The 16,084-nt window shown below is 30.2% G+C and carries 12 protein-coding genes; all 12 read left to right on the plus strand.

The window, feature by feature from the left end; all coding sequences use genetic code 11:
* The first annotated feature begins 5 nt into the window (after nucleotides 1-5).
* The 12 genes from DAD81_RS17740 to DAD81_RS17795 all read left to right on the plus strand — a co-directional run bounded on the left by DAD81_RS17740 (nucleotide 6) and on the right by DAD81_RS17795 (nucleotide 16,070).
* A complete protein-coding gene (locus DAD81_RS17740) occupies nucleotides 6-1,091 on the plus strand; it encodes an EpsG family protein (RefSeq protein ID WP_111709650.1) in 1,086 nt (361 codons plus the stop codon).
* Nucleotides 1,092-1,095: 4 nt separating this feature from the next.
* A complete protein-coding gene (locus tag DAD81_RS17745) occupies nucleotides 1,096-1,971 on the plus strand; it encodes a glycosyltransferase family 2 protein (protein ID WP_111709651.1) in 876 nt (291 codons plus the stop codon).
* A 17-nt stretch (nucleotides 1,972-1,988) separates the two neighbouring features.
* A complete protein-coding gene (gene asnB, locus DAD81_RS17750) occupies nucleotides 1,989-3,932 on the plus strand; it encodes an asparagine synthase (glutamine-hydrolyzing) (protein ID WP_111709652.1) in 1,944 nt (647 codons plus the stop codon).
* Nucleotides 3,933-3,948: 16 nt separating this feature from the next.
* The gene (locus DAD81_RS17755; RefSeq protein ID WP_111709653.1) at nucleotides 3,949-5,043 is read left to right on the plus strand and encodes a glycosyltransferase; all 1,095 of its coding nucleotides are present in this window, start codon (nucleotides 3,949-3,951) and stop codon (nucleotides 5,041-5,043) included.
* 37 nt (nucleotides 5,044-5,080) lie between these two features.
* Nucleotides 5,081-6,325 carry an oligosaccharide flippase family protein gene (locus tag DAD81_RS17760; protein ID WP_157961179.1) on the plus strand — a complete coding sequence of 415 codons (1,245 nt, stop codon included), beginning with the start codon at nucleotides 5,081-5,083 and terminating at the stop codon, nucleotides 6,323-6,325.
* Nucleotides 6,322-7,479 (plus strand): hypothetical protein, encoded by a 1,158-nt coding sequence (locus tag DAD81_RS17765; protein ID WP_111709655.1) that lies wholly within the window; start codon nucleotides 6,322-6,324, stop codon nucleotides 7,477-7,479. Before DAD81_RS17760 ends, DAD81_RS17765 begins: the two co-directional genes overlap by 4 nt.
* Nucleotides 7,460-8,623, plus strand: a complete 1,164-nt coding sequence (locus DAD81_RS17770; RefSeq protein WP_111709656.1) for a glycosyltransferase family 4 protein — start codon at nucleotides 7,460-7,462, stop codon at nucleotides 8,621-8,623. The genes DAD81_RS17765 and DAD81_RS17770 overlap by 20 nt, the downstream gene beginning before the upstream one ends.
* A gap of 717 nt (nucleotides 8,624-9,340) precedes the next feature.
* Nucleotides 9,341-9,640: a GIY-YIG nuclease family protein gene (locus tag DAD81_RS17775; protein ID WP_111709657.1), complete on the plus strand. Its 300-nt coding sequence runs from the start codon at nucleotides 9,341-9,343 to the stop codon at nucleotides 9,638-9,640.
* Nucleotides 9,641-11,488: 1,848 nt separating this feature from the next.
* On the plus strand, nucleotides 11,489-12,094 hold the full coding sequence (locus DAD81_RS17780) for a sugar transferase (protein WP_111709658.1): 606 nt from the start codon (nucleotides 11,489-11,491) through the stop codon (nucleotides 12,092-12,094).
* Between the two features lie 2 nt (nucleotides 12,095-12,096).
* The gene (locus tag DAD81_RS17785) at nucleotides 12,097-12,693 is read left to right on the plus strand and encodes an acetyltransferase (protein WP_111709659.1); all 597 of its coding nucleotides are present in this window, start codon (nucleotides 12,097-12,099) and stop codon (nucleotides 12,691-12,693) included.
* Between the two features lie 375 nt (nucleotides 12,694-13,068).
* Nucleotides 13,069-14,181 (plus strand): DegT/DnrJ/EryC1/StrS family aminotransferase, encoded by a 1,113-nt coding sequence (locus DAD81_RS17790; RefSeq protein WP_111709660.1) that lies wholly within the window; start codon nucleotides 13,069-13,071, stop codon nucleotides 14,179-14,181.
* Between the two features lie 2 nt (nucleotides 14,182-14,183).
* Nucleotides 14,184-16,070 carry a polysaccharide biosynthesis protein gene (locus DAD81_RS17795; protein ID WP_111709661.1) on the plus strand — a complete coding sequence of 629 codons (1,887 nt, stop codon included), beginning with the start codon at nucleotides 14,184-14,186 and terminating at the stop codon, nucleotides 16,068-16,070.
* Nucleotides 16,071-16,084: the final 14 nt, after the last annotated feature.

Genomic DNA, 16,084 nt, shown 5'->3' on the forward strand with positions numbered 1-16,084 from the left:
ATTCAATGATTTTTAATTCCATTATACCATTACCTTTTTATACACCACTATTTTATAATGCGTTATTAATAATAATAGTAGTAGCATTTATAAAACTACAAACCAATGGTTATGTTATTTATAATAATAAAAAAAAGGAAATAGCCTCATTAATTTTATTAATTGTGGTATTATTTTATATGGGCTTACGTCCCATAAGTTTCGTGTTTGGAGATATGGGGATTTACGCAAAATACTTTAAGGAGTTTGCAAATGGGGCTGAAATAACAAACAATAAAGATTATTTATGGCGCTTATTTATGAAGTTTTGTAGTGGTATTATGTCTGCTCAAATCTTTTTTTTACTATGTGCCATATTGTATATTGTACCATTATACAGTGCTGTTAAAAAATGGTTTGGAGCAGATAGGTATTTTATCTTTTTAATGCTAATAGCTTCTTTTTCTTTTTGGCCTTATGGAACAAACGGAATACGTAATGGGATTGCAACGTCATTTATTATTTATGGGTTAGCTTCCAAAAATAATTTGGTTAAATATGGGCTATTTCTAATAGCTTATTTTATTCATGGGAGTGTAATTATGCCAATTGCAGCCTACATTTTAACGCTTTTTTATAAAAATCCACGCCATTATTTAATCGGTTGGTTATTTGCAATACCATTATCCTTGGTTTTGGGTGGTTTTTGGGAAAATTTATTTGCCTCAGTTGGTTTTGGAGGTGAACGCTTAAAATATTTAGGAGATGCAATAGATAAATCGCAATTTTCAAGAACTGGTTTTAGATGGGATTTCTTATTATATAGTGCAGCTGCTGTTTATGCTGGGTATTATTTTATTATTAAAAGAAATTTTAATGATAAAGTATATATACAGTTATTTAATATTTACCTTACAGCCAATGCTTTTTGGATTTTGGTAATACGTTCAAGTTTTTCAAATAGGTTTGCGTATTTATCTTGGTTTTTAATGGCTGTAATTATTTTTTACCCATTTTTTAAACAACAGTTTTTTATAAAGCAGCAAAAAGTATTGGCATATACCGTATTGTTGTATTATGGATTTACGTATTTTATGTTTATTATACTATAATTAAATGAAAAAAATAACAGTATTTACTCCAACATATAACCGAGCTTTCTGTTTAGGGCAATTATATGATAGTTTATTAAGGCAAGCAACCAGAGATTTTTGTTGGCTTATTATAGATGATGGCTCTACAGACACTACTAAAGAACTTGTAGCGTCTTGGATTGCTCAAAATGAAATTGAAATAACATATATATATCAAAGTAATTTAGGAATGCATGGAGCTTATAATACTGCTTATGCTACTATTAATACAGAATTAAATGTTTGTATAGATTCTGATGATTATTTAACAGATAACGCAATTGAAAAAATTGTAGGATTTTGGGAGTTATATGGAAATGATAAATATGCTGGTATTGTAGGTTTAGATGTTTTAAATGATGGGGCAATACTAGGAAAAAGAATGCCGGTAGGTTTAAAAAATGCTTCACTGGAAGATTTATATTATAAATACCATATAACCGGAGATAAGAAATTGGTATTTAGAACAGAAATTGTAAAAAAATATCCTAAGTATCCTATTTTTGAAGGTGAAAGTTTTGTGCCTTTAGGATCGTTATATTTGCAAATTGATAAAGAGTATACGTTACTTTGTTTAAATGAAGCTTTATGTGTGGTGGAATATTTAGAAGATGGTTCAACTAGAAATATATTTAGGCAATATATGAAGCATCCTAAAGGTTTTAGATATTCAAGGGTTATTGAATTAAAGTATTCTAAGTATTTTAAAGTTAGGTTTAAAGCATTGATTCATTACATCTCAAGTAGTATTATAATTAAAGAATATAATTTTTTTAAGAATAATAATTTTTTATTAACAATGCTCGCACTTCCATTCGGGGTTTTATTAAATTATTATATAAGGTATCGTAACCGATAAAATTAACGAAAAGTTTTATGTGTGGAATAGTAGGTTTTTTAGCAAATGGAACACTTAATTATAAAAGTATACTTAGTTCCATGGTAACTGAAATTAAACATCGTGGTCCTGATAGTAAAGGGATTTGGTTTAATAATAGTTGCAATATTGGATTAGGCCATGCAAGATTATCTATTATAGATTTAACGGAGAATGGAAGCCAGCCAATGCATTCAGATTCTGAAAGGTATACCATTATTTTTAATGGGGAAATTTATAATCATTTAGCAATTAGAAAAGAATTAGAACTTAATACAAGCATTAGCTGGAAAGGAACATCAGACACTGAGACTTTATTAAAAGCAATTGAAATTTGGGGGTTAGATAAAACTATTGAAAATTGTATTGGTATGTTTGCCTTTGCACTTTGGGATGCTACTGAAGAGAATTTAACACTCGTTAGGGATAGAATGGGTGAGAAACCTATATATTATGGCTGGGTAAATGGAAATTTTGTTTTTGCATCGGAACTTAAACCTATTCAATCATTCCCGCTTTTTAATAATGCTATTAATAGAAATGCTTTAGCGCTGTTTTTAAAACATTGTGCAATTCCTGAACCCTATTCAATTTATGAAAATATTTTTAAGCTTGAAGCTGGCTTTACATTAACTATTAATGCAAAAACTAAGAAAATAAATAAAAGCCAATATTGGTCAATTGAAGATTTGGCTAATAGCAACAATCAACCATCATTTAAAGGCTCAAGTAAACAGGCTGTTGAAAACTTAGAAGAGTTGCTTTTAAATGCAATAAGTCTTCAAATGCAAGCAGACGTGCCGTTAGGAGCTTTTTTGTCTGGTGGTGTAGATTCAAGTGTAGTTGTAGCATTAATGCAAAAGCAATCTGATAAAAAAGTAAATACTTTTTCAATTGGTTTTAATCAAAAGGAGTATAATGAAGCTGAACATGCAAAGAAAGTGGCAAACCATATAGGTACAGACCATCATGAAGCTTATATTACAAGTAAAGAAGTATTAGATATTGTACCTTTATTACCTAAAATTTATACAGAACCTTTTTCTGAAGCATCTCAAATCCCTACTTATTTAGTGTCAAAAATGGCTAAAAATAAAGTTACTGTTAGTTTGTCTGGTGATGGTGGAGATGAATTGTTTTGCGGATATAGCAGGTATCAATTAGCAAGTAAATCTTGGAATAGTTCATCTAAAATTCCTTATTTTCTTAGACAGGGTATGTTTAAAGGAATAACAAACTTACCAATAGGTTTTTTAGAGTTATTGGTAAAACCATTAAAAGGTAAAGTTGATAAGAATGCTAAAGAAATAAATTTTGTAGATAAAATTTTAAAAGCTGCGCCTTTATTAAATATCAATAATAGAAACGAGTTTTATCAAAAAGGTTTTATGACTCATAATTTAAATGCAACCGATTGGGTTTTAGGAAGTGAAGCGTCTGAAACTTTATTTCAAAAGAACAATTTAAAATTAGATTCTTTTTTTGCTGAAATGATGGCGGTAGATTTAATGACGTATTTACCTAATAATAATTTAACCAAAGTAGATAGAGCGGGAATGTCAAATTCATTAGAAACAAGGGTGCCTTTGCTAGATCATAGAATTGTAGAATTTGCAATGTCTTTACCAATAGAGTATAAATTACGTAATGGAATAGATAAATGGGTGCTGAGAGAAGTATTATATAAATATGTGCCAAAACAATTAATAGAACGTCCAAAAATGGGGTTTGGAGTACCGTTAGGAGAATGGTTAAGAGGGCCTCTAAAAGAATGGTGTGAAAACTTATTAGATGAAAAACGATTAAAAGAAGAGGGTTTTTTTAACGCCCAAATTATTCGTTCAAAATGGAAGGAACATTTGTCTAGAAAAAGAAATTGGGAGGTACAATTGTGGGATGTAATAGTTTTTCAAGACTGGTTGGATAATCAGAAGGATAATTAATTAAAATTTAATTAAGATGAAGATTTTACGTGTTATAAACTCACTTCATATTGGTGGTGCAGAAAGATCAATTGTAGGGAATGTTCCCTTACATATTAAGAATGGTTATGCTACCGATGTGCTTTTATTAAATGGGGAAGACACGTTTTTTTTAAAAGAATTAAAAGAACAAAATGTACCTGTTATTTCTTTAGGTAAAAGTAATATGTTATTCAATCCCTTTTTTATTTTAAAAATTAGCCGAATAATTAATAATTATGATATTGTACATGCACATTTATTTCCTTCATTTTACATAGTAGCATTTGCTAAAATATTTAGAAATTCTAAAACTAAATTAGTTTTTACAGAACATAGTACAAGCAATAATAGAAGAGGAAAATTCATTTTTAAATGGATTGAAAGGTTTATATATAATCAATATGATAAAATAATAGCAATAACTCCTGAGGCAAATATCAATCTTAAACAGCACTTAAGGGGCAATGAAAATATAACAGTTATATACAATGGTGTAGATTTGGTCAAAATTCGAAATGAAAAGAATCAAAATAGGGAATCTTTTAATTTAAATGTTAAGCTTAAAGATAAAACAATAATTACTCAAATAGCAAGCTTTAGAAGTCAAAAAGACCAAGATACATTAATTAGATCTTTAGCTTTATTACCAGAAAATTTTCATGTTTTATTTGTGGGAGATGGTGCAAGAATGTCAATTTGTAAAGAATTAACTGAAAAATTGGGTGTTGCGGATCAAGTTAGTTTTTTAGGCCTACAAAACAATGTGGGCGCTATTTTAAATAAATCTAGTATTGTTGTAATGTCAAGTAATTATGAAGGGTTTGGGAGAGCTGCTATTGAAGGTATGGCAGCAGGGAAGCCTGTAATAGCATCAAATGTTCCAGGGCTATCTAAAATTGTTGAAGGTGCAGGGTTATTATTTGAGCCAAGAGATGAGAAAATGTTGTCTAATTTGATTTTAAAACTTTCAAATGATAGTAATTTTTATAATCAAACAGTTAAAAAATGTTTAAACAGAGCAGAAGAGTTTGATATTAGTAAAATGGTTAAAGAGTACGAAGATGTTTATGATAATCTATTTAATTCATAAATAAACAGAAACAATTTTAATATATAATTTAAAACCATTGAATAACAAAAAAATATACCATTTCATAGAAAACACCCTTTCATTGTTTTCCGTTAAAGCAATTGATTTGGTAATAGCTATTTTTTTAATACCCTATTTAATATTAAAAGTAGGGATTGAAAACTATGGGGTATATGCTTTTGCTATAGCATTAGTGTTCTTTTTTATGAACATTTCTAATTATGGGTTTAATTTAGTTGCGGTTAGAGAGTTGGCAAAACCTGAAGATAAAAGAAGTTATAATAGTGTTTTTAATGAAGTTTTTTCAGTAAAATTATTCATAATTGTATTTTTATTACTGCTTCTGGTAATACTAAATTTTATAGTACCTAGTTTTAGATCACATAGTTTATTATACGTGTTCGCGTCTTTTTTATTATTAAGTGATTTGTTTTCTTTACGTTGGTTTTTTATTGGTGTTGAAAAAATGAAGTTTTTGCCTATAATAAGTTTGGTAGCTACGCTTATTTATGCACTACTTGTAATTTTATTTATAAATGAACCAAAAGATTATATTTATATTATTTTATTTGAGGCTATAGGATTATTAGTTGCCGGAGGGATAAGTTTTTTTTATGTGATACAAGAGTATGAGTTATCAATTAAAATACTTTCGTTTAAAAAAGTAAGTGCTTATTTATATAATAATTTTAGTTCATTTATTAACTTATTTGTGCCGTCTGTACTTTCTAATTTAGCTGTTTTATTAGTAGGTATGTTTAGTATTCCAATACACGTAAGTTATATGCAATTAGGGGTGAAGTTTTCTAATGCTTTTTCAACAGTGAATTCAATTGTTACAAAAGTTTTTTATCCAATTGTAAATAGAGATTCTAAGGTGCGGAAAATATCTGTTAGAACCTTATTAATAATGGGAGTGTTGTTTTCAGTTGTTATGTTTTTTAGTGCAGATTTGTTGGTGAAACCTTGGTTGAAATTAGACAATGAAGAATCTATTAATCAAGTAACTTTTATTATTAAAATAATGAGTCCCACACCTTTGTTAATGTCAATAATTTCAGCATACGGAGTAAATGGTTTATTAGTGCTTGGTAAGGATAAATTATTTGGGTTTATAACAATAAGTTCGGTATTAGTTGGTTTGTTAATTGGAGCATTAGGGTTTATAAATTACGGTTATTTAGGAGCTGCAATTTTCTTAATAGCAGCAAGATTTGTATATGCATTATTGTCGTTTTGGTTATTTACTAAAAAAACTGCGCATTCAACTTTAAAAAAATGATAGTATTTCTAAATAGCATTCTTGTATTTGTTCTCATTTATTATGTGCAAAAAAACGTACAAGAACTTTGGTGTAATGCAGTTTCAAAAAATGAAAAAGTTTTTTATATAGTTTTTACATTGGTTCATTTTGCAATGTCATTGGCTTTTGTGTTGCTACTAGATACCTTGCCTAATAATGATCCTGAAAAGTACTATAATGCAGCTGTTGCAGCTGATAATTGGTGGGAGCTTTTTTCAGTTGGTGGATTTGTGGTTTCTTTTTTAATATATCCTTTGGTAAAGTTAAAAATAACTATAGAAGTGCTGTTCTTGCTCTTTGCTACTATTAGTTTTAAAGGGTTTTTAGAATATTTTAAATTAATATCTCTTGAAAAGATAGTTAAAAAGAAGCTTTTATTAGGGGTGTTCTTTTTAATTCCGTCCATTCATTTTTGGACAGGGTTTTTAGGTAAGGAGGCATTACTTTTTTTATTGATGGTTTTTATATTGAAAAAAGTAAAGCACCAATTTTTTGATTGGGTTTTAGTTGTTTGTTTTGCGCTTGTTTTTATAATTAGACCGCACGTTTTTTTTATGTTGTTGTTAGGGCTATTAGTGTCTATTCTTTTTGATACAAATTTTTCAAAAAAAATAAAATTAAAAATAGTACTAATCGTTTCGTGTATAACTCTAGTTTTGATTCCAGTAGCTTTTAAATATTTTTTAAAAATAGATACGGTTAATTTAGCAGCAATTCAAGAGTTTTTTTATGGTTTAGCTGAACATGGAGAAGCTAATGGAAATTCTAAAATTGATATATTAGACACTTCCATAATTTCCCGGATATTTTATCTACTTTTTATGCCATTACCATTTTTGTATAGTATAAAAAACAGTTTTCAATTGGTGACTTCAATTGAAAATTTATACTATGTTGTAATTTGCGGACTAATAATAAAAAAACTGATTAAAAATAAATTTAAAATAAGTGTACTTTCGTTTGATCATAAGTTTGCCCTACTATCAAGTATTTTCTTAATTGTGTTGTTTGGATCTTATTTGTACAATTTAGGATTGGGAAATAGAATGAGAATTATGTTTTTTCCTTACATTTTTTATTTTTTAATAACTTATAAAAAAACGAGAGCCTTAAATGAAAAAGAAATTAATTAGAATAACAACAGTACCAATTTCTTTAGAAAAACTATTGGAGGGGCAATTGGGTTTTATGAAATCCTATTTTCAGGTTATTGCAGTTTCTTCAGAGAAGGAACGCTTAAACACCTTTGGGGAAGAACAAAATATACCAGTGTTTCATTTAGAAATGACACGTAAAATAACTCCAATTAAAGATCTAATTTCTTTGTTGAAATTATATAAATATTTAAAAAAGGAAAAACCTTTTATAGTGCATACGCATACTCCAAAAGCAGGAATTGTTGGTATGTTGGCTGCTAAAATGGCAAATGTTCCAAACAGGTTACATACGGTGGCTGGCTTGCCTTTGTTAGAATCAATTGGTATAAAAAGAAAAGTACTTAATTTTGTTGAGAAATTAACCTATTCTTGTGCTACCAAGGTGTATCCCAATTCAATGGGCTTAAAAGAAATTATTATTAAAAATAATTTTGCAAAACCATTAAAATTGAAAGTACTTGCAAATGGAAGTTCAAATGGAATTGATACTGAATTTTTTAATCCGCAATTGTTTTCAGTCGAAAAAAATGAAGCTTTAAAACAAGAATTAGGAATACAAAAAAACGATTTTGTATTTATTTTTGTTGGGCGAATTGTTGGTGATAAAGGTATTAACGAATTAGTGGCAGCGTTTGAGGAATTACAAAACTCTGCACTGCAAACTCAAAAATTTAAACTCTTATTAGTAGGTCCTTTTGAGCAAGACTTAGACCCATTAAAAAAAGAAACTATACATAGTATAAAAAATAACCCAAGTATAATTTCAGTGGGATATCAGCAAGATGTACGTCCATATTTTGCTATTTCAGATGTATTGGTTTTTCCCAGTTACCGAGAAGGTTTTCCTAATGTGGTTATGCAGGCAGGAGCAATGGGATTGCCAAGTATTGTTACCAATATAAATGGCTGTAATGAAATTGTAGTTGAAGGTAAAAATGGCTGGGTTATTCCTGTGAAAAATACAGAAGCAATTTTAAGTGCAATGCGGCATTGTTTAATAAATACTACAGCTTTTATAAAAGCAAAATCAAATGCTAGAATAATGATTGAAACGAGATACGAACAACAATTGGTTTGGGAAGCTATTTTAGAAGAGTATAAGGTTTTGGGGATGAATTAAGTAAACGTCATTGCGAGATTTGAATACGTCATTACGAGGGCGGCACAACCGAAGTAATCTCATGAACATTACATATAAGTTTGTTTTAAGTTTTAATTCAACAGATTGCGACACTCCATTGCATTTCATTCGCAATGACGGTTTCATAGTAACACGTCATTACGAGGGCGGTACAACCGAAGTAATCTCATAAACATTACTTATAATTTTATTTTTAGTTCCAAATCAACAGATTGCTTCACTCCATTACATTCATTCGCAATGACGGTTAAATCGTACAACGTCATTACGAGTGCGGTACAACCGAAGTAATCTCATGAATATTGGTTGTAATTTTGTTTTAGTTCCAAATCAACAGATTGCTTCACTTCATTGCATTCCGTTCGCAAAGACGGTTTCATAGCCTAACGTCATTGCGAAGGAGAGTTTGCAATGCAATGGAAAACACAACTGCGGCAATCTCATGAATAATGGTTACAATTTTGTTTTAGTTCCAAATCAACAGATTGCTTCACTTCATTGCATTCCGTTCGCAAAGACGGTTTCATAGCCTAACGTCATTGCGAAGGAGAGTTTGCAATGCAATGGAAAACACGACTACGGTAATCTCATGAATAATGGTTACAATTTTATTTTTAGTTCCAAATCAACAGATTGCTTCATTCCACTGCGTTGTATTCGCAATGACGGTTTATAAAAAAATAGTACATTTAAAATATGAAAAAAAGCTATGTGTATTTTATGACCAATAAAAACAATACAGTTATTTATACTGGTGTTACAAGTAATTTATTAAAAAGAACTTATCAGCATAAAAATAAAGTATACAAAGGGTTTACATCTAGATTTAATGTTGATAAATTAGTTTATTATGAAGAGTTTGAGGATATAGGACTTGCGATATCCAGAGAGAAACAATTAAAAGCAGGAAATAGAAAGCGAAAAGAACAATTAATTTTAGGAATGAATCCTAATTGGATTGATTTAGCTGAAGGTTGGTTGTTTAATGAGCATTGATACAACGTAATTGCGAAGGAGAGTTTGCAATGCAATGGAAAACACAACTGCGGCAATCTCATGAACATTACTTATAAGTTTATTTTTAGTTTCAAATCAACAGATTGCTTCACTCCATTGCATTTCGTTCGCAATGACGGTTTCATAGTAACACGTCATTACGAGGGCGGTACAACCGAAGTAATCTCATGAACATTACATATAAGTTTATTTTTAGTTTCAATTCAACAGATTGCGTCACTCCATTGCATTTCGTTCGCAATGACGGTTTCATAGTAACACGTCATTACGAGGGCGGTACAACCGAAGTAATCTCATGAACATTACTTATAAGTTTATTTTTAGTTTCAATTCAACAGATTGCTTCACTTCATTGCATTTCGTTCGCAATGACGGTTTCATAGTAACACGTCATTACGAGGGCGGTACAACCGAAGTAATCTCATGAACATTATTTATAAGTTTATTTTTAGTTTCAATTCAACAGATTGCTTCACTTCATTGCATTCCGTTCGCAATGACGGTTTCATAGTAACACGTTATTGCGAGGGTGGTACAACCGAAGTAATCTCATGAATATTACTTGTAAGTTTATTTTTAGTTTCAATTCAACAGATTGCTTCACTTCATTGCATTTCGTTCGCAATGACGGTTAAATCGTACAACGTCATTACGAGGGCGGTACAACCGAAGTAATCTCATAAACATTACTTATAAGTTTGTTTTTAGTTTCAAATCAACAGATTGCATCACTTCATTGCATTCCGTTCGCAATGACGGTTTCATAGTAACACATCATTGCGAGGGTGTGTTTGCAATGCAATGGAAAACACAACTGCGGCAATCTCATGAATGAAATTTACGAGTTTGTTTTAGTTCCAAATCAACAGATTGCTTCACTTCATTGCATTTCGTTCGCAAAGACGGTTTCATAGTAACACGTCATTACGAGGGCGGTACAACCGAAGTAATCTCATGAACATTACATATAAGTTTATTTTTAGTTTCAATTCAACAGATTGCGTCACTCCATTGCATTTCGTTCGCAATGACGGTTTCATAGTAACACGTCATTACGAGGGCGGTACAACCGAAGTAATCTCATGAACATTACTTATAAGTTTATTTTTAGTTTCAATTCAACAGATTGCTTCACTTCATTGCATTTCGTTCGCAATGACGGTTTCATAGTAACACGTCATTACGAGGGCGGTACAACCGAAGTAATCTCATGAACATTATTTATAAGTTTATTTTTAGTTTCAATTCAACAGATTGCTTCACTTCATTGCATTCCGTTCGCAATGACGGTTTCATAGTAACACGTTATTGCGAGGGTGGTACAACCGAAGTAATCTCATGAATATTACTTGTAAGTTTATTTTTAGTTTCAATTCAACAGATTGCTTCACTTCATTGCATTTCGTTCGCAATGACGGTTAAATCGTACAACGTCATTACGAGGGCGGTACAACCGAAGTAATCTCATAAACATTACTTATAAGTTTGTTTTTAGTTTCAAATCAACAGATTGCATCACTTCATTGCATTCCGTTCGCAATGACGGTTTCATAGTAACACATCATTGCGAGGGTGTGTTTGCAATGCAATGGAAAACACAACTGCGGCAATCTCATGAATGAAATTTACGAGTTTGTTTTAGTTCCAAATCAACAGATTGCTTCACTTCATTGCATTTCGTTCGCAAAGACGGTTTCATAGTAACACGTCATTACGAGGGCAGTACAACCGAAGTAATCTCATGTGTAGGATCTTAAGTTAATCTTAAGAATATTATTTTATTTTCTTCATACAATTTAAAACTATTAAATTTACATCAAAAAGAAGATGTACAGTAATTATATTAAAAGATTTTTAGATCTAGTACTTTCCATTATCGGATTGTTTGTACTCTTGCCAATTATGGTGCTTGTTATGTTGTTGTTAGCAATTGTTAATAACGGAAAGCCTTTTTTCTTTCAAGTAAGACCAGGGTTAAATGGAAAATTGTTTAAAATTATTAAGTTTAAAACAATGAATAATAAAAGGGATGCTCAGGGTAATTTATTAGATGACAAAATAAGACTTACTAAAATTGGACAGTTTGTTAGAAAAACCTCGTTAGATGAGATTCCGCAATTAATAAATATATTAAAAGGAGATATGAGTTTAATAGGTCCTAGACCATTACTTCCAGAATACTTACCTTTATACAATACTGAACAAAAAAAAAGGCATTTAGTGAAGCCAGGGATAACTGGCTGGGCACAGGTGAATGGTAGAAATGCAATTAGCTGGAAACAAAAATTTGAATTTGATGTTTGGTATGTTGAGCATTTAAATTTTAAAACAGACATGCAAATTATATTAAAAACAATTAAAAAAGTTTTAAATTCAGAAGGTGTTAACGCGAGTGCAACAACAATAATGGAACCGTTTAAAGGAAATAACTAGGTATGTATTTATATGGAGCAAGTGGTCATTGTAAGGTAATTATTGATAGTATACAAGCAACCACAAATAAAAAAATAGAAGGAGTTTTTGATGATAATTTAGAATTGAAAGAAATTCTAAATATTCCAGTTTACAACTATAAGAAATTTCATACATATGCTATAAAAGAACTTTTTATAAGTGTAGGGGATAATAAAACAAGAAAGTTGATAGTAAAATCAATTACTGCAACTTATGTTTCAGTGTTTCATCCTAAGGCAGCAATATCTAAGTTTGCAAGTATTGCAGAAGGAACTTGTGTAATGGCAAATGCAGTTATAAATGCATCTTCAATTATTGGTAAACATTGTATTATTAATTCAGGTGCTATTGTTGAACATGATTGTGAATTAGAAGATTATGTGCACATATCTCCAAATGCTTCTTTAGCGGGAAATGTTAAAATAGGAGAAGGAACTCACATTGGAATTGGAGCACAAGTAATACAAGGGATAACTATTGGTAAATGGGTAACTATTGGTGCTGGAGCAGTTGTTATTAGAGATGTGCCTGATAATATAATGGTAGTTGGTAACCCAGCTAAAGAAATAAGAAAATAGAAGTTTTAATTTATTTGCATCTTAAGCGTGTCCATCACTCTAGAAAATTCAGTTACCTTTTATCGTTAGTCCAAGCAAGTCCGTTAATCTTTAAGGTGTGCATATTAACTTCAATAAATCTGTCATTTCTTGAACTTGATTTTGGGTCTTATAAGTAAATTAAACATTTTGTTAATTATTAAAATCTAGTTTTTATAATTACCGATGTTGAAAATGAAAAATCATACAAACAACAATAAAAAGATACTGAATCTAGCACAGCATTATGAGCCGCTAAGCTACTTAAATCAAAAATTTTCAAAATCAAAAATTTTAATTATCTCCGAAACAAAATAAATTAGTCTAATTTTGCGTTCTTAATGCAATAAAACCCTCATGAATAAAAAAATATGGTTATCCTCACCCCATATGGGAGGAGGTGAACTAAAATATGTAAACGAAGCATTTGATACCAATTGGATAGCTCCTTTGGGGCCAAATGTAAATGAATTTGAAATAGGTTTAGAGCATTATTTAGGAGACAAGGTTTATGCAGCAGCATTAAGTTCTGGTACGGCTGCTATACATTTGGCCTTAGTGTTATTGGGTATTTCAAAAGGAGATGAGGTATTGTGCCAAAGTTTTACGTTTTCAGCATCTGCAAATCCTATAATATACCAAGGAGCAACCCCCATTTTTATTGATAGCGAATTAGAAACATGGAATTTATGTCCTGAGCAATTAGAAATTGCAATATTGGATAGATTAAAACACGGTAAAAAGCCAAAAGCTATTATAGCCGTGCATTTATATGGAATGCCATATAAAGTAACGAAAATTCAAGAGTTGGCTCAAAAATATGATATTCCTATAATTGAAGATAGCGCAGAAGCCTTGGGAAGTTCTGTAAATGGCCAAAAATGTGGTTCTTTTGGAACGTATTCAATTCTTTCATTTAATGGAAATAAAATTATTACCACTTCAGGAGGAGGAGCATTAATAACTAAGAATATAATAGATAAACAAAAAGCAGTGTTTTTAGCAACACAGGCTAGAGATAATGCACCGCATTATGAACATTCTTCTATTGGTTATAATTACAGAATGTCTAACGTTATTGCCGGAATTGGGAGAGGACAATTAGAGGTTTTGGATGAAAGAGTTACGGCAAGAAGAAATAATTATAATTTTTATAAATTGAATGTAAAAAATAAAAATTTATTGTTTTTGAAAGAACCGGCAGGTTACTTTTCTAATAGGTGGTTAAGTTGTATCTTAACTCCTTCTTTTGAAATTAGAGAAGAGATTAGATTATCTTTAGAAAAAGAAAATATAGAATCAAGACCCTTGTGGAAACCAATGCATTTACAACCAATATTTAAGAATTGCCTAAGTTTTAATAATGGTAATTCTGAGAAATTGTTTCAAGTTGGGTTGTGCTTACCAAGTGGATCTAATCTTACTTCTAATGAATTGAGCAAAATTGTTGAGATTTTAAATAGTTTTTAAAAATGATAAATAGAGTATTTAAAGACTTATTAAAAAGAAATACACCAAGATGGTTTGTTTTATTAATTGATGTATATATTGTTTTTAATACGTTTATACTTTCCTATTTAATAAGGTTTAATTTCAGCTTTAATTTTGATACTTCAAAGTTATTTGTACAAGTGCCAATTGTAATTGTAGTATCTATTTTATCTTTTTTATTAATAGGCTCTTATAAGGGAATTATTAGGCATACTGGTGTAAGGGATTCAATTAATGTTTTTTTAGCAAGTTTGTTAATTTTTGGGATGTTAATAGGCACAGTCTCTTTAAATTTTAAGTTTAATTTTATACCTGAATTTACGATTCCTAAATCAATTATTGCAATACATTTTTTATTAAATGTGGTGGTGTTAATTGTAATTAGGTTTATATATAAAGAATTGTATATTCTGTTATTTTCAGGTCTTAAGAGTGATAAGCGTGTACTTATTTTTGGAGCCGGAGAAGCAGGAGTATTGGTGCATTCTGTAATTAAAGAAGATATTGCAAGTAAAACAAATATAGTTGGTTTTATAGATGATGATAAAAGAAAATGGAAGAGTAAATTAGATGGTCTTCCTGTAATGGGGTTGGCGAGTATAGATGAAGATTTTATTCTTAAAAAAAATATAGATGAAATTATTTTAGCAATTGAGAATATTAAACCCTCACGGTTGCTTGAAATTGTAGATGAAATCTCTAAATACCCTGTGAATGTAAAGATAGTACCAGCCTTAAAATCTTGGATTGATGGCGATTTACAATTAAAACAAATAAAACCGGTAAAAATAGAAGACTTGTTAGGTAGAAGTCCTATTGATATTAAAAACCCTGTTATGGAACAAGAGTTCTTAAATAAAGTGGTTTTAATTACTGGGGCGGCTGGCTCAATTGGAAGTGAAATTGCACGTCAAGTAACAAATTTTAACTCCAAAAAAATTATTTTAATTGATCAGGCAGAATCAGATTTGTATAATTTACAACAGTTTTTTATAAATAAACAGATAGATAATATTGAGTGTGTGGTAGCTGATATACAGAATAAAGAACGGATGTCTGTATTGTTTAAAAAGTATGCGCCTAATTTAGTTTTTCATGCAGCAGCGTATAAACATGTACCTTTTATGGAGGAAAACCCCTATGAAGCGGTAAGAACCAATGTAATGGGAAGTAAAAATATAGCAAACCTTTCTGTAGAAAATAATGTTGAGAAATTTGTAATGGTATCTACGGATAAAGCCGTAAATCCTACTAATATAATGGGAGCCACCAAGCGAATAGCAGAACAATATATTACTTGTTTGGATGCCACAAGTACTACCAAATTTATTACCACTCGTTTTGGAAATGTTTTGGGATCTAGTGGGTCTGTAATTCCACTTTTTAAACAGCAAATAAAAAATGGAGGTCCCGTAACGGTAACACATAAAGATATTACGCGTTATTTTATGACTATTCCAGAAGCATGTCAATTAGTACTAGAAGCTGGATGTATGGGCCAAGGAGGAGAAATATTTGTGTTTGATATGGGGAAATCAATAAAGATATTTGATTTGGCTTTAAATATGATTCGACTTTCAGGATTAAAATATCCATATGATATTGATATTAAGATAACAGGATTGCGTCCTGGTGAAAAAATTTATGAAGAATTATTAGCAACTTCAGAAAACACTAAAGAAACCCATCATAAAAAAATTATGATTGCTAATGTTACTTCATTAGATGCTAAGGTTGTTAAATCTGAAATAGAAGCCTTATGTTTGCTAAATAATGTAGATGATATGGAACCTACTATATTAGAAATGAAGAAAATTGTACCTGAATTTATTTCAAACAATTCAAAATATGAGGCGCTAGATGCCTAATCAAATTTAGAATA

The organism is Lutibacter citreus, assembly GCF_003260195.1.
GTDB classification, from domain to species: Bacteria; Bacteroidota; Bacteroidia; order Flavobacteriales; family Flavobacteriaceae; genus Lutibacter; species Lutibacter citreus.

Excerpts from the sequence above, each read along its gene's own strand:
- DAD81_RS17740 (WP_111709650.1), top strand. The coding sequence starts at position 6 with ATGATTTTTAATTCCATTATACCATTACCTTTTTATACACCACTATTT.
- DAD81_RS17745 (WP_111709651.1), top strand. The coding sequence starts at position 1,096 with ATGAAAAAAATAACAGTATTTACTCCAACATATAACCGAGCTTTCTGT.
- asnB (WP_111709652.1), top strand. The coding sequence starts at position 1,989 with ATGTGTGGAATAGTAGGTTTTTTAGCAAATGGAACACTTAATTATAAA.
- DAD81_RS17755 (WP_111709653.1), top strand. The coding sequence starts at position 3,949 with ATGAAGATTTTACGTGTTATAAACTCACTTCATATTGGTGGTGCAGAA.
- DAD81_RS17765 (WP_111709655.1), top strand. The coding sequence starts at position 6,322 with ATGATAGTATTTCTAAATAGCATTCTTGTATTTGTTCTCATTTATTAT.
- DAD81_RS17770 (WP_111709656.1), top strand. The coding sequence starts at position 7,460 with ATGAAAAAGAAATTAATTAGAATAACAACAGTACCAATTTCTTTAGAA.
- DAD81_RS17775 (WP_111709657.1), top strand. The coding sequence starts at position 9,341 with ATGAAAAAAAGCTATGTGTATTTTATGACCAATAAAAACAATACAGTT.
- DAD81_RS17780 (WP_111709658.1), top strand. The coding sequence starts at position 11,489 with ATGTACAGTAATTATATTAAAAGATTTTTAGATCTAGTACTTTCCATT.
- DAD81_RS17785 (WP_111709659.1), top strand. The coding sequence starts at position 12,097 with ATGTATTTATATGGAGCAAGTGGTCATTGTAAGGTAATTATTGATAGT.
- DAD81_RS17790 (WP_111709660.1), top strand. The coding sequence starts at position 13,069 with ATGAATAAAAAAATATGGTTATCCTCACCCCATATGGGAGGAGGTGAA.
- DAD81_RS17795 (WP_111709661.1), top strand. The coding sequence starts at position 14,184 with ATGATAAATAGAGTATTTAAAGACTTATTAAAAAGAAATACACCAAGA.